Below are 18,464 nucleotides of genomic sequence, written 5' to 3' on the forward strand. Positions count from 1 at the left end.
TTATTTTTCGACTGCAAGAAAATTCTTCGACAGGCTCAGACTGACAACCTTTTTCCTCAAGTTAATATTATGGGTTGGGGCAGTATTATTCACTTAAAAAGAAGACAAAAAATAGTGTCATCCTAAGCGAAGTTGAAGGACAAATGTTTTTGTTTGACAAAAATCTAATTATTTAACTTCGGTGCACCTTCAGGTATTTCTTTAAACGCACCCTGGCTTCATGGATTCGGGTTTTAACCGTACCAAGGGGAATATCTAAGCTTTCGGCAATTTCCTCATATTTATAACCTTCAAAGTATTGCGTAAATGGAACACGGTAACATTCGGGTATTGAATTTAAAGCTTTACCAATATCTGTGAGTGCGAAACTTGTGATGGATTGATTTGTGGTGGCACTTTTCAATAAGTGGTTATATGTAATATCTTCAGCTGTGGTAATGATTACCTCCTTACGCTTTTTGTTACGATAATTATTTACGAAAGTGTTGCGCATGATGACATACAACCAGCTTTTCAAATTCGTGTTGCTTTCAAATTTATGGCTAAAACGGATCGCCTTAACTAAAGTATCCTGTACCAAATCTTTTGCATCATCTTCATCTTTGGTAAATTTTAGGGCATGAGCATACAGTTTATCACCAGCTTTATTCACTTCAAGTGAAAATTCGTTTTGATTCATGGATATGTCTTTTAAGGTATAATAGAGACAAATCATCACGCTATTTGTTGTAATTAAGGGTATTTAACTCTAAAATTGCGTATTAACACGAAACAATGTATTTGTACTTGTTATTTTATTTAGGATGAATTTGTTAATCTACCGCTATTAGCCAAAACTTTATCGTCATTTACAGGGTTGTTTAATAAAAATACCTGATGATGAAAAAATATCTTGTGATTGGTTCAGTTGCTCTAAGTGGATGGCTAGCCGTACTAAATTTACCTGATGCTCATGCTAATGAAATAATTTCAGTCGTTGCTAAACCTGTAGACAGCTTATCAGCATCCGATAGCCAGCTCATACGGGAAACATACATACTTAGCAACCAAAGTTTATTAAGTGCGAGGTTAGCTACAACACAGGGCAATGGCAAAGATGTTAAAACCCTAAGTGCCGAATTATTAAAAAGGCATATGCAACTAACTGAAGCTTTAAGAGCGTTTGCGAAAAGTAAACAAATTAATTTACCCTTAACAATGCCACAGGGTGGACAAAGACCAGACGGACGTGTTGATGCAGCTCCTGAAAATTTGAGAGATACATCGAGAATACAGACCGCCAGCGGCGAAGCAATTGGCGGGAAAAAACAAGGGCATTCCAATGCTGTTGATGGGGTAGAGGCGAATGAAGAAGTATCACGCCTGAAAGCATTTAAAGGGACTGAGTTTGATATGGCTTATGTTAAAAGTGCCCTCAATACTCAAAACCAACTATTGCAATTGTTTGAAAAAGGATTAACATCTGGTGATGCGCAGATTAAAAGTTTTTCAAATAAATATTTGCCCCAAGCTAAACAGATGGTTAAAAAACTAGAAAGGCTGAATAAACAAAATTGAACCCCGCTAATTGCCATGTGCCGCAGGGCATGTCGAAGTGTTGATAAATTGGAATTTTTTAATCCCTCAAACAAATGCCTGACGTTAAATAAAATGAGGTCTTAGACAAGCTCAGAGAGACAGATTGTCGATGTCATTTCGACCTTGTGGAGAAATCTTTTAAAATTGCTTAACGGTTTGCTTTCCTATATGTTCCGCAGAGCATGCTGAAATAATGATAGACAAGGGTTTCTAATCCATCTACGTTAGAAGAAACTAAAACCAATAGAAAGTTGACCCTTAATATTCAGGTTCAGCGATAGCTATGGAATGTGGCTTATTGAGAATAATTTTTCGTTTGCCAACATTTTCCGCAGATGGGAATAAGTTCATAAAATCAGACAATAGCTCATTGATGTATTTCGCAGAAATATCATCTAAATACCATATCATATAAGGCAGAATGATAACAGAATTCTTACTATTTGAAAATAATTGATTGCTTTTTTTCAAATGGTCATTAAGCCTTTTTTTATTTATAACTAGTGCTAAAGGAACTTCGCCAATAACGTCAGAATAACTTATTGAATCTAATTGCCCCTTCTCGCTTATGTATAAATACACAGAAAATAAAACTACTTTTTGTGATACAGGCTTTTTATAAGTATCTGTAATATTATTACTAATGATATCGTTCAGACTTTTATCATCTCTAATTTGCCCAAAAGTTTGAAGTGTAAAGAAAAGGCTTAATAAAAATGTTATCAAAGTAAGTTTTTTCATCTGTTTGCTATCCGCTTTTCGATATGTTACCCAAGTCATGCCGAAAATAATAATAAATTAGGGTTTTTAATCTTAAAATTACCGGCCATTATCTAGAAGTTAATTTAATGAAAGACATTTATCAAATAATCGAAAATCACTTCGAAAGAAATTATTTCTACAATAGCGGCTCTATTAAAACGGAAGAAAACATACAACACCTTATCGAAAATTTTGAACGTGCCCACCCGAATCTAAGCAATAGACTGATGTCTGATTTGAAGTCTAATTTTCCGGAGGTTAAAGTTGAACACTGGACGCAATTTTTTAATCATGATAGATGCATTCGGTATTTAATTGAAATTGATGAAGTACAAAGATTTATCTGCCAGGTGAGCATTTTTGGCTATTTCAGCATATACCAACATGCCTATCATTTAAAGGACGGTAGGCATGTTTATGATAATGTTAAATTTATGGATAAGGGTGATTCAAAAATTTGCGACCGCGTGTATGAAAGCATTTGCGGCCCATCATTTGCACCAATTTGGCTTGAACGAAATGTATTAAAATATGTAGTTCCAGAATTTTCGCTGAACACTTGTAATGAGTTATACAGCTATGAGATATCTGTTGCAGATATTTTATTTACCAATCATTATTTATAATTGGATTTTCGATATCCATCCCGAAGTACACATAATCTACCATACAGTAGGGTGGCTGATGCTGAATGAGCAATAGATATTTACAAAATGGGCGATTGTTGTTAAAGATTGTTAATTAAAAAATAGTATTTACATTATCCCTTATCTTCAATTATCTCTAATCATATCTCATGAAACAGCTCTTTTTAGCAACAATCCTCATTTGTGGGTCCATCTTCGCCTTCGGTCAGCAAGCGCTAACCGCATTGCAGGTAGATAAAAGTAATTTTAACCTCGACTTTGAAAGAGGGGCTATTGCTTATAAATCTCCGGCCGATTGGCAAATAGGAACAACAGTAAGTGGGTTTAAGGTTTCGGTAGATTCAAATCAAAAACATTCGGGCAAATATGCGCTACTAATAGAGAATCTTAAAAAAGATGTAGATGAAAGCTCAGGTATGTCTAATCTCATTATTCCTTTAAAATATGAAGGGAAAGAGGTGGAAGTAAAATTTTACCTGAAAATGCAAAATGTTAAGGGGCATGTAAATTTCCCGCTAAGAATTGATGATGAAGATAACGATAAGCTGCAATTTACAAATCTGTTGGCAAAGCGAATTCACGGCACAGCAGATTGGAAGCAATATAGCTTAAAGCTGCCACTTCAAAAAGAGGCTGCTACAATATACCTGTACCCTTTATTGTATGGTCCGGGTAAAATGTGGATTGATGATGTGCAGGTTTTGTTTGATGGTGTGGATATCAGCAAGGCAAAGGTTAAGGCAGATTATAATCCTGTCGCTTACAAGCCGATTGATTATGGTAACCATGCGGCTGCTTCAGGCAAAGTTAAAGTTAGAGATGCCGAGCTGTATTATGAAAACTATGGCGATGGAACACCTTTGTTATTGCTGCACGGAAATAGCCAGTCTATCCACGTTTTTAAGAAGCAAATTAAGGCGTTTTCTAAATCGTATAAAGTAATTGCTGTAGATACACGCGGGCAGGGCAAAAGTACCGATACTACCGCCGAGCCGCTTTCTTATGATTTATATGCAGAGGATATGAAAACATTGTTAGACTCTTTGCATATCGCGAAAGCAAATATTTTAGGTTGGAGCGACGGTGGAAATACCGGATTAATTATGGCTTCAAAATACCCTGATTATGTAAACAAACTGGCCATTACCGGGGCTTGCACAAACCCGAACCTAGCCGTTTCTGATAAAACCCTTAAAGAAGTTGAACAAGGGATTAAAAAACTCAAATCCAAAACAGATGAAAAATCAGCTTATCAGGAAAAACTTTTTGCAATGCTTTTAACCGAACCACATATTTTAACCGAAGATTTAAACAAAATTAAATCACCCGTATTAGTAATGGCCGGGGCGCAGGACATGATTTTAGAAAAACACACCAGGTATATTGCAGATCAGATTAGCAAATCTTCGCTTTTTATATTTAAAGATGCAACACATTATGTACCTGTCGAAAAAGCTGCTGAATTCAACACTAAGGTATTATCGTTTTTTGAATAGCAGGCGATGAATTAAACTGGCAGCTTTAAATCGCTAAAATGCATCTGCAAATCATAACCTAAAAATTCGTTATTCGTCATTGCGAGGCAGGGTTTGTGCGAGCTGAAGCAATCTTTTTTTACCTTTTTTCGGCGATGATGACCGCTCTTCGCCATGTTCCGCAGAGCATGTCGATTAATGATAAATTGGGATTCTAATCCTAAACGATATGTGCTTCTAAATGAAGAGCAATTTAATTAAAAAACTACAGTAAGCCTATAACGGCAACATCTTCCCTCATGTTAATAGGCGGGGTACTTAAAATCATCAATATGATACCATTGTCTTCCGCATAAAATTTCTCAAGGGTCTTGCCGAAATAATTGGTTGTATACCCAAGTAGCGTGCCTTTTTTCACAACATCACCAGCTTTTTGTAAAGGATAGAAAAAACCATTATTATTTGAACTCAGATAAGATCTGTTGACGATTTCCTTTGGTTTTTTCGGTGAGGAGGATTTTTTTTCGGCTGGCAAAAAATTTAAGAAGCCGAGTAAATTGAGCACCCCTTGTTCAATGCTATCAACAGCACTTTTTTCTACTATGCCTAATCTTCCGCATTCAATATCTATCGATGGAATTCCTCTTTTAAAAGCTTCGGCAGTGCAATAAAGACTTAGCTCGTTTTTATCCATATATTTCTTTCCATCGGTATTGAAATTCACAAGGTATTCAAACCCCAAAGCAATGGCCATTTCTTTTCCAACTTTGGAAACTTCTGGCATATTGCTGTTGCTGTAATAAGCACCATAAGAAAATAAGTCTTCTGGTGCATCGCCCGAATGCATGTCGAGAAAATAATCTGATTTAGAAATAACTTTGTCCGTGATGAAATCAGCCACCCTTTCAGTAATGGTACCGTTAGAAGAACCAGGAAAAGATCTGTTAAGATTTTTTTTATCTAATGGACTTATATATGGTGATCTACTTTTAAAACTTTCGAAATTTGCAATTTGTATAAGGATCACAACTCCTTCGAGATTTTTAGGGTTTATCGACCTGATTAATTGCTGTGCACCCAATATTGGGGCATATTCATACCCGTGAACACCAGCAGTTATTCCAAGTGTTTTCCCTTTTTTAGCACCATTGAAAATCGTAATTGGAATGATGGTGGAGTCTTTATCTGATGCGATAGGAATCAGAAAATGCTGCATAGTTCCTGCTTTGATTTCCTTGCCTTCGAAAAAGTAATCGGACTGTGCTTGTGCAAATTGAAATGGAAGGATAAGTAGCAGGCTATAATAAAGTATTTTTAGCATTTTGATTCGTTTTTTGAAATCTCAAAATTATCAAATGTCTTGCTGATCGTTTATGTTAATGATTATTATTGCAATATTGTGGCATTTTCAAAGTTCAGGATGCGTTAATACTAACATCTTGAACAGCATGATATAACCTAGCATTAACTCGTCATTGCGAGGCCGGGTTTGAGCGAGCGAAAGCAATCTTTTTTTACATACTCTTCGTCATTTTCCGCAGAGCATGTCGATTAATGATAAATTAGGATTTCTAATCCTAAACGAAATTATCTTGTACTAAGAATGGATTATATCTAACCGGATTGCAAATCCACTCTTATCTTAATTTCAAGATGCGTTAATACTAACATCTTGAACAGCAGTCTTAAACACCCGTGTTTCTGAAGCTTGAATACGTTCCGTTAAATTCATTATCACTTAATTAAATCTGACCATCTACTATTTTTGTAGCATTTTCTTCGTCGAAGCATGGATAATCAATATATCCATGTTCCCCACCACCATACATCGTGGTCCTGTCAGGCTCGCTAAGCAAGGCGTTTTTTTCAAACCGTGTCAGCAGGTCGGGGTTTGCGATGTATAGCTTGCCAAAGGATATCAGCTTCGCAACACCTTTTTCAAGTTCTGCTTCGGCAGAAGCCTTATCATATCCTGCATTTGCAATAACTGCGTGGCGGATTTTCCTGCCAAATAGTTCGATCTCGTCTTGAGCCGCATAATGTTCAGGCGAAGGGAAATTTGGGCTGCACCTCATAAGTTCCACATAGGCAAAGTCCATTTCGTTCAGTTTTTCGATCAGGTAGCCATAGGTAGCGGCAGGGTCATCAAGTATCACATCGCCATAACAATGGAAAGGAGCAATTTTAATACCCACCTTTTCACCACCCACTGCAAAGATCAATTCCTGCATCACCTCCAACACGAAGCGGACTTTGTTGGGGATGCTGCCGCCGTAAGCATCCGTCCTTTGGTTGGAACTTTCAGCTAAGAATTGGTTGGGCAGATAGCCATTGCAGGCGTGAAGGGTAACCCCGTCAAAACCTGCCGCTATCGCATTTCTCGCGGCCTGGCCATAGTCCCTTATGGTTTGCCTGATTTCCGAGATTGTCATTTCCTGAGGTATCTCGAAATCCTTCCTCCCCTGAGAAGTAAAATGCTGCATGCCAAGGATAGGCAGGGGTGACGGCGCAAGCGGGCACCTGCCGTTCCGATCTATAGAATGCCCCATACGGCCGGTATGCCAAAGTTGGGCGATTATCACACCGCCTTTAGCGTGCACGGCTGTGGTTACCTTCTTCCAGGCGGCTATTTGCTGATCGGTAAAAATACCCGGGGTTAGCGGACTGCCAGTAGCTTCTTCACTGATCCTGATGGCCTCGCTGAACAGCAAACCCGCACTTGCCCTTTGTGCATAATATTCTACCGTGGTATCACCTACCAGACCATTGCTGTCTGTTCGGCCCCTGGTCATTGCCGCCATGGCGATTCTGTTTTTTAAGCTGAGATCGCCCAATTGTATTTTTTCTAAAAGCTTCATAGAATTAATTTTCTTCTTTTCGCCGGGCCATACCCTGAGCGATAATGCTGGCGGCAATCAATTGCAAGGCATGGTAAAGCATGAGTGGCAGTAATACAATACCGGTGATGGTACTGTGCTGAAATAGCACTTTTGACATGACGGTACCGTGTACCAACGACTTTTTAGACCCACAAAATAATACCGTGATGCGATCTTCGTCCGAAAAGCCGAACAAACGGCTGAGTAATCCAACGCAAAAGAATACGGCAAAAAACAAAGCTATCATCCCTGCGGCAAGTCCTGCAAGTTCAAGTGCGGTAAAGCCTGCGAATAAATGTTCGGAGAATGACTTACAGAACGACGTGTAAATGATGGTCAGGATGATTGCCTGATCGAAGTATTTCAATTGTTTCTTATACTTTTCAGCAATGGAGCCAAAACGTGCGTTGAGACTGATGCCAATGACAACCGGTAACAACACTTGAAGAACCAACTTGATGACGATTTCGGTGACATTAAAATCGCCTGTTGCAGAAGCGATGAATAGCCCAACCCATAGCGGTGTCACTACTACGCCGATTAAACTGGAAATGCTCGCATTAAAAATGGCCGCGGGAATATTGCCTTTAGCGATGGAAACCATGACCACCGAAGAGGAAACGGTGGATGGTAAAGCCGCCAGAAAAAATATACCCAACCAAAGCAATTCGAAATCGGTACCAACGAACAGCGGGCGGGATGCCAGAACGATGAGCGGAAAAAACAAAAAGGTTGTCAACTGGACGATGATGTGCATCTTCCAGTTAACAAGCCCTGCTTTTAATTTTTCTACACTCAATTTTAGGCCATAAAATAAAAAGATCAACGAAACGCCCGCATTAGCGATCTGCTCCAGCGAAACAGGTTTTTTAACCATGCCCGGCTGCGGTAAAAAATAGGCCAGCAGGATCATCATGCCTATCATGAGCAGGAAACCGTCGAAACCTGCTTTACTTAATGTTGCTAATAACTTCTTCAATGTATTTTAATATATTCTAACCCGCATATTCTTTGCGTATAATTTCTGCGCCCGCACTTAGCGCACGTAACTTTCCTCTGGCCACATTACGGGATAATGGCGCCATACCACAATTTGTAGAAGGGTAAAGATTTTCGATATCTACGAACTTAAGGGCATTACGCAGCGTATTGGCAACTTCTTCAGGTGTTTCGATTGTGTTCGTTGCCACGTCTATGGCACCAACCATTACTTTCTTACCGCGAACAAGTTCCATCAAATCCAAAGGAACATTTGAGTTGTGGCATTCTAATGATACCACATCAATTTTAGATTTTTGAATTTTTGGAAAAATTTCTTCGTATTGACGCCATTCTGAACCCAATGTTTTTTTCCAGTCGTTATTGGCCTGTATTCCGTAACCGTAGCAGATATGTACCGCAGTTTCGCACTTTAAACCTTCAATTGCCCTTTCCAGCGTTGCCATTCCCCAATCGTTTACTTCATCGAAGAACACGTTAAATGCAGGCTCATCAAACTGGATAACATCTACACCGGCCTCCTGCAATTCCCTAGCTTCTTCATTGAGGGCTTTGGCAAATTCCCAAGCCAGTTTTTCACGGCTTTTATAATGCCCATCGTACAAGGTATCGACCATGGTTAACGGTCCGGGTAGTGCCCATTTGATGGGTTTGTTAGTTTGTTTACGTAAAAATTTAGCGTCTTCAACAAAAACTGCTTTTTGACGGGCAACATCGCCTACAACCATCGGAACACTCGCATCATAACGATCACGGATTCTCACCGTTTTGCGATTCTCAAAATCTACACCGCTTAAATGTTCGATAAAGGTGGTCACGAAATGTTGGCGAGTCTGCTCACCATCACAAACAATATCCAATCCTGCCAGCTCCTGTTCCTGCAGTGTAATACGTAAGGCATCCTGTTTTCCTTCTGATAACTGCTCGCCTTCCAATTTCCAGGGCGACCATAGTTTTTCGGGTGGTGCAAGCCAGGCAGGTTTTGGTAAACTTCCCACAATTGAAGTGGGCAATAATAATTTCTTCGTCATAGCAAAATTTTAATGTGTCGTATTAATTAAATTGAGAAATTGGCAGACCACTGCTCAAGAACTTGCTGATAAGGTTTGATGAAATGCTCTTCGGCATATTTACCTTGTTCAACGGCCAGTCGGCTACGCTCTTCGCGGTCGTACTCTACGCGGGTCAGTGAATAATCTTCGTGTTTAAGACTTGGTTGATAGATTTCCCCGGCCACTGAATTTGCATTGTAAATTTCAGGACGATAGATTTTCTGGAAAGTCTCCATCGTGCTGATTGAGCTGATCAGACCAAGATCAGTATAATCACTGAGCAGGTCTCCCGAATGGTAAAAAGCCATCGGTGCGACAGCGTTCGCAGGCATGAAAAAACGGACTTTTAAGCCCATTTTAGCGAAATATTCATCGGTAAGCGAATACTGATCCTGCTGATACTCAAAACCCAGAACCGGATGCTGATACTCTGTACGTGTATACGTTTTGTTTCCAGATACACTTAGACAAATGATCGGCGACATCTTAAAGTGCGCTTTATAAGTTGCCGAATTCACAAAGCACTTATAAAGTTTTCCATGTAAATCGCCAAAATTTTCGGGAACGCTAAAACTAGGTTTATCTTTATTGTAGTTGATTAATAAGACACTGAAATCATAATCACGTACATAAGACGAAAAATTATTTCCGGCAACACCTTCGATTTGCTGACCAGTCTTACGGTCAAAAATATTCGTTTTTAAAACCTCAATCATCGGCAGATCGTTAATGCCGTTTTTATCATCGATGTGCATGGTTACGGTAAGGATTTCGAGTTCTATATGGTAACGATCGCCTTTTGGATTATCTACATGAGCCAATGCATTGAATCGATTGTTAATCATATTTAAAGCATTACGTAAGTTTTGCTGGCGGTTAGTTCCTCTGGCCAGGTTTGCGAAATTGGTGGTCAGACGCGTTTGACTTGCGGGCTGATAATTTTCATCTAAACAAGTGCGCTTTAGCGTGAACACAAATTCATTTTTGATGGTATCCTGGATGTTTTCCATATATTTCTTTAACTTTTTAAATGGTTAATAATCATTAAAAAAAGCCCTTGATTATTCAGGATACGACAGGCAAAAGAAAGGATGAGAGAAGGAGAGGTATAACCAAACGGGCACAACCAACCCCTGAGGGTTTGCACCTTTAAGCTATACAATCTGACCAATAACCTCTTTACGCGGAAGTATCGTCAATTCAGAAAAGGCAGGTATCCTGACTTGTAACGGCTTTTACCGGCCTTCCCGTTTTGCACAGTGACCATCATTGGTAAAACCTTTTGTTACTTACAGTTGCGCGACAGCTCGTGATTTGCACACGATTCCCTATTAATTCACCGCTAAGTAAAACCTTTCCCGATTGCTGAAAAGCAAAGAACCACGAGTTTTAAACTCTGTCCAAAGGTACATAAACAGTTATTAAAGTCGGAACTATAGTATAATTTCAACCGAAATTACTTTGAAATAAAGATTTATTGATTTTTTATGCGGTTTGTTCTTACTTTTATCTGCTGAAACAGTCATTTATGCTATGGAACAATTGGATGAGATCGATCTGAAACTATTAAAAATATTAGGTAACGACTCAAGTCATACCATTAAGGAACTCGCTGCGAAGGTAAATCTGACTCCGTCGCCGGTTGTACAGCGTGTAAAACGCCTGGAAACCAGTGGTTACATCAAGAAATATATTGCGCTGCTCGACCCTGAAAAGTTCAACCAGGGTTTTATCGTGTTCTGTAATATCAGGCTTAAACAGCACGACCGAAAGGTGGGCCACAGCTTTGTAGAGGACATTCTCAAAATCGAGGAGGTTGTAGAATGTTATAATATTTCTGGCGATTATGATTTCTTCCTGAAAGTGTTCGCCCGGGACATGAAGCATTATCAAGACTTTGTTTTTAATAAATTAGGTTCCGTTGAAAGTATTGGCAGTACACATAGTACTTTCGTGATGGCCGAGATTAAGAATACACACAATATCAGTTTTTAATATCGGCGGAAGTAAGGGGCATTATCTTCTTTCTCCTTCCAAATCTGCTAGGCCGGATGGGCATCGTAAAATCGATATTGCAGTGCAAGGTTCTAAAGCCTAGCACCAGCCCATCGTTAAGTCGTCATTGCGAGGCCGGGTTTGTGTGAGCCGAAGCAATCTTTTTTACCTTTTTCTTGATAAAAAGGTAACCAAAAATCAAGACTGGGAACTGTTGTCGGATTAGCTCGCTGAAAATTTAATTGCAACAGCGGATTAGGTCCAATTCTTCATTGGACCTAATCCGCTGTTTTGGTTCTCGGTTTATGAATGTTTGTTAAAAATTTTCAACGGCTTCTCCTTCCAACATTTCCAAGGTCGGATAGCATGGCGCAGCAAAGCCTACCGCTAACTCGTCATTGCGAGGCGGGGTTTGTACGAGCCGAAGCAATCTTTTTTAATTATTCAATAAAATTTCCGCTCTTCGCCATGTTCTGCAGGGCATGTCGAAGTATTGATAAATTAGGATTTCTAATCCTAGAAAAAAATTATTTTACAATATGAATGGGATTGATATCTAACTGGATTGCAAATCCGCTCTTATTATGTTCAAGATGCGTTAATACAAACATCTTGAACTGCATGGAAATTTTACGATGGACATAGTAAAATTTTGAACTACTTGGATTTTGTTGTTATGGTACTAATTAGTAGGTTCGGCATATCGTACATCTCAGTCCAAATTAATGTCAAAATATTTTCTGTTTTTTATTATTGTTTTACTGTTCGGAGGGAATGAATCACCAGACACAAACGGCGGATTTGAATCTGTAAATCAGATTAGCTTACTTCCTGACGGATGGTCATTTCAGGCACCCAATTACAACAATATCAAATTAGATTCAGGTATTAAATTTGACGGAAAATATAGCTTATCAATCGAGAATTCAATTAATTATAATACTCCACAAGAAGTAGGGAATTATTTTTACATAGAGGAAGGCGATACGGTGGGCAAAGATGGGGGGATGATTGAATTGAGAGGCTATATGAAAATGGACGATGTTCAAAACGGTTATGCAGGAATATGGTTAAAGGTTGATGGAGTTGATGGACCCCCTACATTGGTTGATAAAAAGATTGCAGGCACTCATGATTGGGCTGCATATAGTACCAAACTCAACTACTCCAAAAAATTAATGAAAATAGCTTATGGAGGGATTATAGATGGGGTAGGCAAAGTCTGGTTTGATAATTTCCAATTGTACAAGGACGGAAAACCCATCAGTCGTTTAAGGCGGATGCCCCCAAAGAAAGCTGAGCTGGATACCTCTTTTCGGGATGCATCCTGGATAAATAATATCAAGATAAACGCAAACAACGTCGCCAATCTGGCTATAGTGGGGCAGGTTTGGGGATTTTTAAAGTATCACCATCCATATGCTGGCAGCGGAGATGTGAACTGGGATGGAGAGTTATTCAAAATTTTAGCAAGCGCACTTAAATGTAAGAATATAAGCGAACTTAATAATTCTTTAGAGGCTTATATAGACTCCCTTCCGATGGTCAGAAAGTGTGATAACTGTAAAATGCCTACATCTTCAAAAGTGTTAATGTTTCCAGATTATGGAGATCTGTTTACAGGAAAAATTTTAACAAAAAGCTTGTCAGATAAACTTAGGTACATCCAACAAAACAGAGGCAGTAAAGATAATTATTGGGTTAAAAAAGAATCAAGCATTGGTGTACCCTTATTCGTCAACGAGAAAAGCTACGACGAGATGCTATTTCCCGATACAGGTTACAGGCTACTTGCATTGTTTCGATATTGGTCTATCATAAATTACTTTTCACCCTACAGAAACATTACTGAATACGACTGGAATCAGGTACTCAAAAATTTCATACCTCAATTTATAGCTGCTAAGGATACGAAAGAATATACCCTTACAACATTAAGGTTGATAGCGACGATTAGGGATACGCATGCAAACATCTCGAATTATAATCCCACCTTAGAATCAATCAAGGGTAAATATCGCATTCCCTTTCGTGCCGACTTTGTAGAAGATAATTTGATTGTAAGCGGATTTCGCACGGACACGCTGAATATTCAGGAGAAGGTTAAAATAGGCGACATCATTGTATCAATCAATGGCGTTAAAATTGACAAACTAATTAAAAAATATTTACCCCTAACGTCTGCATCCAATTATGAGACACAATTGAGAGACTTGCCATGGAATTACCTAATGAGAACTAATGAAGAGGAATTGCAATTTGTACTTAAAAGAAAGGGCAGGGCAATGAAGTTGACTATTCAAATGCTCAAGGGTAAATCTAATTACGTAAACCCAGAACATAAAGACGAAAGGGCTTATTATTTGATAGATAATAAAATTGGCTATGTAAATGCAGGCAAGTATCAGAATTCGGAATTGCCGGAAATGAAAAAGATTTTTACAAAAACCAAGGGTATAATTATTGACCTGAGAGAATATCCGTCTGACTTTATGCCTTATACCTTTGTGAACTACATTAAATCATCCAAAAGTTTATTTGCAAAATTTTCTACTGTAGATTATCTTAATCCAGGCACTATCATCATCACAGATTCAGCATACAACGGTTCTGGTAAGGCTGGCGATTCGTATAATGGGAAAGTGGTTGTAATTGTCAACTCTGATACCCAGAGCCAGGGTGAGTTCACGGCAATGGCGTTACAGAGTTCACCAAATGTCAAAGTTATTGGCAGTCAGACTGCAGGTGCAGATGGAGATATTACTGCTATCGTCCTTCCGGGAGGCATTTTAACTATGATATCCAGTCGGGGAATCTATTATCCTGATAATTCTCCAACTCAAGGAGTTGGAGTGAAAATCGATGTGTTTGTAAAACCAACAATTAAAGGGGTGATTGACGGAAAGGACGAATTGCTTGAGAAAGCTATAAATATTTTACATACTAATTAGTTTCTATAAAAAACCCACCCTTCGCAATGTTCCGCAGGGCATGTCGATTATTGATAAATTAGGATTTCTAATCCTAAACAAAATTATCTTGCACTATAAATGTGATGATATATAGCTGGATTGCAAATCCGCTCTTATCTTAAGTTCAAGATGCGTTAACACTAACATCTTGAATAGCATGGCTAAGTACACAAACCCCGAGTTAAGTCGTCATTGCGAGGCCTGGCTAGAGCGAGCCGAAGCAATCTTTTTCAATTCGTCGACCAGTTCTTAGCCATGCTCTGCACGGCATATTGAATGCAGGCCGAAGCAATCTCTTCGATGCAAAACAACCCCTCGGCTTGAAATACCTTTTATTTGTCGCGGATAACCCTAAGCCTTTAAAGGTGCAATACTTATTTTTGAGTTATGAGAAAAGTATCATTTGCAATGAACATTAGCCTGGATGGCTATTGCGACCATACCCTTGGCGAACCAAGCGAAGAACTGATGGAATACTTTGCGGCCATGATGGACGATGTAGATTTACTTTTTTATGGTCGGGTGATGTATGAACTCATGTTTCCATACTGGGCAGATGTGGCACAAAATGCATCGGGCAGTCCGGCAGAATGCCGGTTTGCAGAAAGACTGGTCAGTATTGATAAAATAGTCGTGTCTCGAACGCTTGAAAACGTAGCAGGCAACACCACCATCATCAGGACCAATCCTATGGCCGAATTGCGAAAACAGAAACAACTGCCCGGAAAAACCATTTCAGTGGATACCGTAAGTATGTTGCCCGAAATGATGGCCGAAGGTTTAATTGATGAATTCCATTTGGTTGTACACCCGGTAATGACTGGCAATGGACGGCATTTATTGCCTAGCGGAAGTCTAGCGGAGCATTTTAAACTGACACTTGTAGAAACCCGAACGTTTAAAAATGGGTGTGTAGCGCTATTTTATCGTAAGAAATGAGGAAATAAGGAGGGCGAAAAATGCCTGACTGGTTTAGGAACAAGGATTAATGAACAAGGATCAAAGAACAAGGATTAATGAACAAGGACCAAAGAACAGCGATATCAATAGGTATACACCTGGGATGTGATCACAATAGGGTTTTTAGATAGTTGATTTGCGTGTAATTACCGCTGCGGCAAAAGCATCTGCTTCCTCCAGCTCTTTTAACACGCGAGCAATGTTAAACTCCTTTTCTAGCAAGGCGATGGCACCATAATTCGCTTTACGATTACTTAAGAGAAAAAGGTTATACTCTAACTTCTTTTGCCTTTTAATGTTGTCGTCTTTGGTTTCGCCATTCGGCAAGGTGGCGATTACGGTGTTTACTGCCGCCAATTCTGCATTGAGCACCTCAATTTCTGACGATACCTCAATGGTGGTGTTCGCATAATTTTCCTGCTGGCGTTCTAAAGAAAGTTTCCTAAACGATAAGTCCTTTTTGTCTTTGTCGATGAGGGCCAGAACGGTGTCGCAATCTGCTACCGTTGTTAATGTTGATACTGAGTAATTCATTTAAAAAAAATTAAGTGTTAATATATAATATCCTAATAGTAGTAAAATCTACATTAATAAACAATGATATTGTGGTTTTATTTGTATGATTTAATTTACAAATAAAAGGTCAGCAATTTTAATTAATTTTTGATTTTCCCCATATTTATTTTAGCTGTCAATTACTAATTTTCCTAAAAAATTAGGTTTAATGCATTTTTCGGCTACATTTTCGAATAATTTTTTTCGAAACAATTTGTAGCGAGTTGAAAAAAAGTTTCGCCAGCGCGAAACTTTTTTTCGCGAAACAAAAAATTGTTTCGCGTTATTTTGTTTCAAAAAAAGATTAAATTGAACCATAGTTTAAATTATGAAGAAATTAAGGACTCAAATTGGCTTAACACAAACAGATATGGCTAAACTAATTGGCTGTAATAAAACCACCAGTAGTTTGCACGAAAAAGGTTTAAGGGATCTTAATCCGCAAGCCTTGGCCACCTTAAGCATCATCGAAGTTTTTCTGGAGCATCCGGCCAGGATTCAGCCTACCGAAAAAATAAGTTTAAACGAACAAAAGGCTATCGTGGCTATGCTTAACAAACTAAGCTATAATCAGAAACGTGCAGCGCAGAAATATGAAATCACGCAGCAAAAACTTTTGCTGATGGAAGAAGCCTACGCCAGCAATCGTAAACTATGGCTTTTGTTGAAAGAACTCAAAATAAATTCAAAAAGAATAACCCCAAATCCTTATGTAGATGTGCTCGAAATCAGGTGTCTGGAAAAATCAAAACGCTGCGGACTTCCGCAACAAATGTTATTGCGCCACCAAATGACTATTTTAAATGCTGAAATTACTTCTGCACAAGAAATTATAGATGAATATATGTATTTTGCTATGCCAGAAAATATGGTAGAGCAAACGCGTTGAGGTTTGTTGAGCGGGGCAGGGTGGAAGTGTAGAATTAAAGCATATAACCCCGCGCTAACTCGTCATTGCGAGGCCGGGTTTGTGTGAGCCGAAGCAATCTTTTTTACCTTTTTTCAGCGATAATGATTTTTTTAATTGGTTTCAAGCTTGCTTCGCAGGTTTCTTGATAAAAAGGTAACCAACCTGAGCATAGCGATCTTTTTTTGTCCTGGCCGGACGGGCTTTTACCTTTTTTCAGCGATAATGATTTTTTTAATTGCTTTCAAGCTTGCTTCGCAGGTTTCTTGATAAAAAGGTAACCAAAAATCAAGACTGGGAACTGTTGTCGGATTAGCTCGCTGAAAATTAATTGCAACAGCGGATTAGGTCCAATGAAGAATTGGACTGACCGCTGTTTTGGTTCTTCGGTTCATGAATGTTAGTGTAAAATTTTCAACGGCTTCTCCTTCCAACATTTCCAAGGTCGGATAGCATGGCGCAACAAAGCCTACCGGTAACTCGTCATTGCGAGGCCGGGTTTGTGCGAGCCGAAGCAATCTTTTTTTATTATTCGAAAAAATAATGCCGCTTGCCATATAAAGCAAGACTGTAAGCAATTAACATTTGACCTTCTCGTCATTTCGACCTTGCGGAGAAATCTTTTAAAATTGCTTAACAATCTACTCTGCTCTTCGCCATGTTCCGCAGGGCATCTCGAAATAATAATAAATTAGGATTTCTAATCCTAAAACGAAATTATCTTTGCACTATAAATGTGATGATATATAGCTGGATTGCAAATCCGCTCTTATCTTAAGTTCAAGATGCGTTAATACTAACATCTTGAACAGCATGAGTCGTAAAAACAAATTCGATTCAAGGTCATCATGATTTTTATATTAACCCAAGTACGAAAAATATTCCTAAAACTAATGAAAAGGCAGATTCTGATAATTTTATTCATTTGTGCGTACCATATTGGCGCTACACAACCGAAACAGGGCGATCCATCCGACTCCATAAAGGTAACAGTTTTAAAATTCTTCGAATTTGATGAGGATAAGCCTGCACCCCAAGAGCGGCGATTCAATCTGGTGAAAGAAACCATTATTGGGAACCTAAAAAAAAGATCCATAGACAAATTAGGGGTCGAGGTTTTTTTAAACAGATTCAAGAAATCAGGTTTATTTTCTGAATTGTTTATTAATAATTTACGACAACATTTTTACGATGTTGGAAAAACACTGGATGGTGAACCAAAGCTTCCAAAAAATACAATTATTAAAATTGACGGGTTAGAGAGCAGTATAATTTTGCAAACATTAGAGCCCGAATTAATATATGACCACTATAAAGATGGTGTGTTTGAGAAGTATGCAGTAATCAGTAATAAGGCTATAATACAGTACAGAATAAAAGCCTACGATAATAAGATGATTTTTACATTATCTCGTAATGATGGCAAATGGCTAATTGACACGATAGGTTATTATGAATAATTTATACTTCCCTTCTGTTCGAGATGTTCCGCAGGGCATGTCGAAGTAATGATAAATTAGAATTTCTAATCCTAAAACGAAATTATCTTTGCACTATAAATGTGATGATATATAGCTGGATTGCAAATCCGCGCTTATCTTAAGTTCAAGATGCGTTAATACTAACATCTTGAACAGCATGATTCTTACAGGCGTCATTGCGAGGCCGGGTTTGTGCGAGCCG

Annotated in this window: 16 protein-coding genes and 1 riboswitch; of the genes, 8 read left to right on the forward strand and 8 right to left on the reverse strand. The window is 38.7% G+C overall.

The annotated features are described in order from the left end of the window. Positions 1–172: 172 nt before the first annotated feature. Positions 173–679, reverse strand: a complete 507-nt coding sequence (locus R2Q16_RS06160; RefSeq protein WP_316735826.1) for an RNA polymerase sigma factor — start codon at positions 677–679, stop codon at positions 173–175. Positions 680–876: 197 nt separating this feature from the next. Between R2Q16_RS06160 and R2Q16_RS06165 the strand changes: the two genes are divergently transcribed. Further along, positions 877–1,557: a DUF4142 domain-containing protein gene (locus tag R2Q16_RS06165; RefSeq protein WP_316735827.1), complete on the forward strand. Its 681-nt coding sequence runs from the start codon at positions 877–879 to the stop codon at positions 1,555–1,557. Positions 1,558–1,836: 279 nt separating this feature from the next. On the opposite strand, the gene R2Q16_RS06170 is transcribed toward R2Q16_RS06165, so the two are convergent. Then, positions 1,837–2,319 carry a hypothetical protein gene (locus tag R2Q16_RS06170; protein WP_316735828.1) on the reverse strand — a complete coding sequence of 161 codons (483 nt, stop codon included), beginning with the start codon at positions 2,317–2,319 and terminating at the stop codon, positions 1,837–1,839. A 107-nt stretch (positions 2,320–2,426) separates the two neighbouring features. On the opposite strand from R2Q16_RS06170, the gene R2Q16_RS06175 reads away from it, so the two are divergent. Then, positions 2,427–2,966 (forward strand): hypothetical protein, encoded by a 540-nt coding sequence (locus tag R2Q16_RS06175; protein ID WP_316735830.1) that lies wholly within the window; start codon positions 2,427–2,429, stop codon positions 2,964–2,966. 170 nt (positions 2,967–3,136) lie between these two features. Next, a complete protein-coding gene (locus tag R2Q16_RS06180) occupies positions 3,137–4,483 on the forward strand; it encodes an alpha/beta hydrolase (RefSeq protein ID WP_316735831.1) in 1,347 nt (448 codons plus the stop codon). Positions 4,484–4,727: 244 nt separating this feature from the next. Here R2Q16_RS06180 and R2Q16_RS06185 read toward each other — a convergent pair whose 3' ends face one another. The 5 genes from R2Q16_RS06185 to R2Q16_RS06205 form a co-directional block, all read right to left on the reverse strand. Beyond that, complete coding sequence (locus R2Q16_RS06185; RefSeq protein ID WP_316735833.1) at positions 4,728–5,783, reverse strand: M14 family metallopeptidase; 1,056 nt, start codon at positions 5,781–5,783, stop codon at positions 4,728–4,730. Between the two features lie 421 nt (positions 5,784–6,204). After that, positions 6,205–7,320 carry an alkene reductase gene (locus tag R2Q16_RS06190; RefSeq protein WP_316735835.1) on the reverse strand — a complete coding sequence of 372 codons (1,116 nt, stop codon included), beginning with the start codon at positions 7,318–7,320 and terminating at the stop codon, positions 6,205–6,207. 4 nt (positions 7,321–7,324) lie between these two features. Further along, positions 7,325–8,320: a bile acid:sodium symporter family protein gene (locus R2Q16_RS06195; RefSeq protein WP_316735836.1), complete on the reverse strand. Its 996-nt coding sequence runs from the start codon at positions 8,318–8,320 to the stop codon at positions 7,325–7,327. Positions 8,321–8,336: 16 nt separating this feature from the next. After that, on the reverse strand, positions 8,337–9,371 hold the full coding sequence (locus R2Q16_RS06200; protein WP_316735838.1) for a methionine synthase: 1,035 nt from the start codon (positions 9,369–9,371) through the stop codon (positions 8,337–8,339). Between the two features lie 26 nt (positions 9,372–9,397). Continuing rightward, complete coding sequence (locus R2Q16_RS06205; protein ID WP_316735839.1) at positions 9,398–10,402, reverse strand: DUF1852 domain-containing protein; 1,005 nt, start codon at positions 10,400–10,402, stop codon at positions 9,398–9,400. A 180-nt stretch (positions 10,403–10,582) separates the two neighbouring features. Beyond that, a riboswitch (cobalamin riboswitch) is annotated at positions 10,583–10,764 on the reverse strand. A 161-nt stretch (positions 10,765–10,925) separates the two neighbouring features. Here R2Q16_RS06205 and R2Q16_RS06210 point away from each other — a divergent pair. From R2Q16_RS06210 to R2Q16_RS06220, 3 genes are all read left to right on the forward strand, one after another. Continuing rightward, positions 10,926–11,387, forward strand: a complete 462-nt coding sequence (locus tag R2Q16_RS06210; RefSeq protein ID WP_316735840.1) for an Lrp/AsnC family transcriptional regulator — start codon at positions 10,926–10,928, stop codon at positions 11,385–11,387. Between the two features lie 725 nt (positions 11,388–12,112). Beyond that, entirely contained in the window at positions 12,113–14,338 is a 2,226-nt protein-coding gene (locus tag R2Q16_RS06215) for a S41 family peptidase (RefSeq protein ID WP_316735841.1), read from the forward strand. A 408-nt stretch (positions 14,339–14,746) separates the two neighbouring features. Continuing rightward, positions 14,747–15,298, forward strand: a complete 552-nt coding sequence (locus tag R2Q16_RS06220; RefSeq protein WP_316735843.1) for a dihydrofolate reductase family protein — start codon at positions 14,747–14,749, stop codon at positions 15,296–15,298. Between the two features lie 144 nt (positions 15,299–15,442). Here the strand turns inward: R2Q16_RS06220 and R2Q16_RS06225 are convergent, their stop codons facing one another. Then, the gene (locus R2Q16_RS06225; protein ID WP_316735844.1) at positions 15,443–15,853 is read right to left on the reverse strand and encodes a hypothetical protein; all 411 of its coding nucleotides are present in this window, start codon (positions 15,851–15,853) and stop codon (positions 15,443–15,445) included. 349 nt (positions 15,854–16,202) lie between these two features. On the opposite strand from R2Q16_RS06225, the gene R2Q16_RS06230 reads away from it, so the two are divergent. Together R2Q16_RS06230 and R2Q16_RS06235 are read left to right on the forward strand one after the other, a co-directional pair. Continuing rightward, positions 16,203–16,763 (forward strand): helix-turn-helix transcriptional regulator, encoded by a 561-nt coding sequence (locus R2Q16_RS06230; protein ID WP_316735845.1) that lies wholly within the window; start codon positions 16,203–16,205, stop codon positions 16,761–16,763. Positions 16,764–17,674: 911 nt separating this feature from the next. Next, on the forward strand, positions 17,675–18,241 hold the full coding sequence (locus R2Q16_RS06235) for a hypothetical protein (protein WP_316735847.1): 567 nt from the start codon (positions 17,675–17,677) through the stop codon (positions 18,239–18,241). Positions 18,242–18,464: the final 223 nt, after the last annotated feature.

Source organism: Pedobacter aquatilis, from assembly GCF_032678425.1.
Taxonomy (GTDB): Bacteria; Bacteroidota; Bacteroidia; order Sphingobacteriales; family Sphingobacteriaceae; genus Pedobacter; species Pedobacter aquatilis_B.

Coding starts and splice junctions, on each gene's coding strand:
- R2Q16_RS06235 (WP_316735847.1), top strand. CDS start 17,675: ATGAAAAGGCAGATTCTGATAATTTTATTCATTTGTGCGTACCATATT.
- R2Q16_RS06225 (WP_316735844.1), bottom strand. CDS start 15,853: ATGAATTACTCAGTATCAACATTAACAACGGTAGCAGATTGCGACACC.
- R2Q16_RS06220 (WP_316735843.1), top strand. CDS start 14,747: ATGAGAAAAGTATCATTTGCAATGAACATTAGCCTGGATGGCTATTGC.
- R2Q16_RS06215 (WP_316735841.1), top strand. CDS start 12,113: ATGTCAAAATATTTTCTGTTTTTTATTATTGTTTTACTGTTCGGAGGG.
- R2Q16_RS06210 (WP_316735840.1), top strand. CDS start 10,926: ATGGAACAATTGGATGAGATCGATCTGAAACTATTAAAAATATTAGGT.
- R2Q16_RS06180 (WP_316735831.1), top strand. CDS start 3,137: ATGAAACAGCTCTTTTTAGCAACAATCCTCATTTGTGGGTCCATCTTC.
- R2Q16_RS06185 (WP_316735833.1), bottom strand. CDS start 5,783: ATGCTAAAAATACTTTATTATAGCCTGCTACTTATCCTTCCATTTCAA.
- R2Q16_RS06170 (WP_316735828.1), bottom strand. CDS start 2,319: ATGAAAAAACTTACTTTGATAACATTTTTATTAAGCCTTTTCTTTACA.
- R2Q16_RS06200 (WP_316735838.1), bottom strand. CDS start 9,371: ATGACGAAGAAATTATTATTGCCCACTTCAATTGTGGGAAGTTTACCA.
- R2Q16_RS06175 (WP_316735830.1), top strand. CDS start 2,427: ATGAAAGACATTTATCAAATAATCGAAAATCACTTCGAAAGAAATTAT.
- R2Q16_RS06190 (WP_316735835.1), bottom strand. CDS start 7,320: ATGAAGCTTTTAGAAAAAATACAATTGGGCGATCTCAGCTTAAAAAAC.
- R2Q16_RS06205 (WP_316735839.1), bottom strand. CDS start 10,402: ATGGAAAACATCCAGGATACCATCAAAAATGAATTTGTGTTCACGCTA.
- R2Q16_RS06160 (WP_316735826.1), bottom strand. CDS start 679: ATGAATCAAAACGAATTTTCACTTGAAGTGAATAAAGCTGGTGATAAA.
- R2Q16_RS06165 (WP_316735827.1), top strand. CDS start 877: ATGATGAAAAAATATCTTGTGATTGGTTCAGTTGCTCTAAGTGGATGG.
- R2Q16_RS06230 (WP_316735845.1), top strand. CDS start 16,203: ATGAAGAAATTAAGGACTCAAATTGGCTTAACACAAACAGATATGGCT.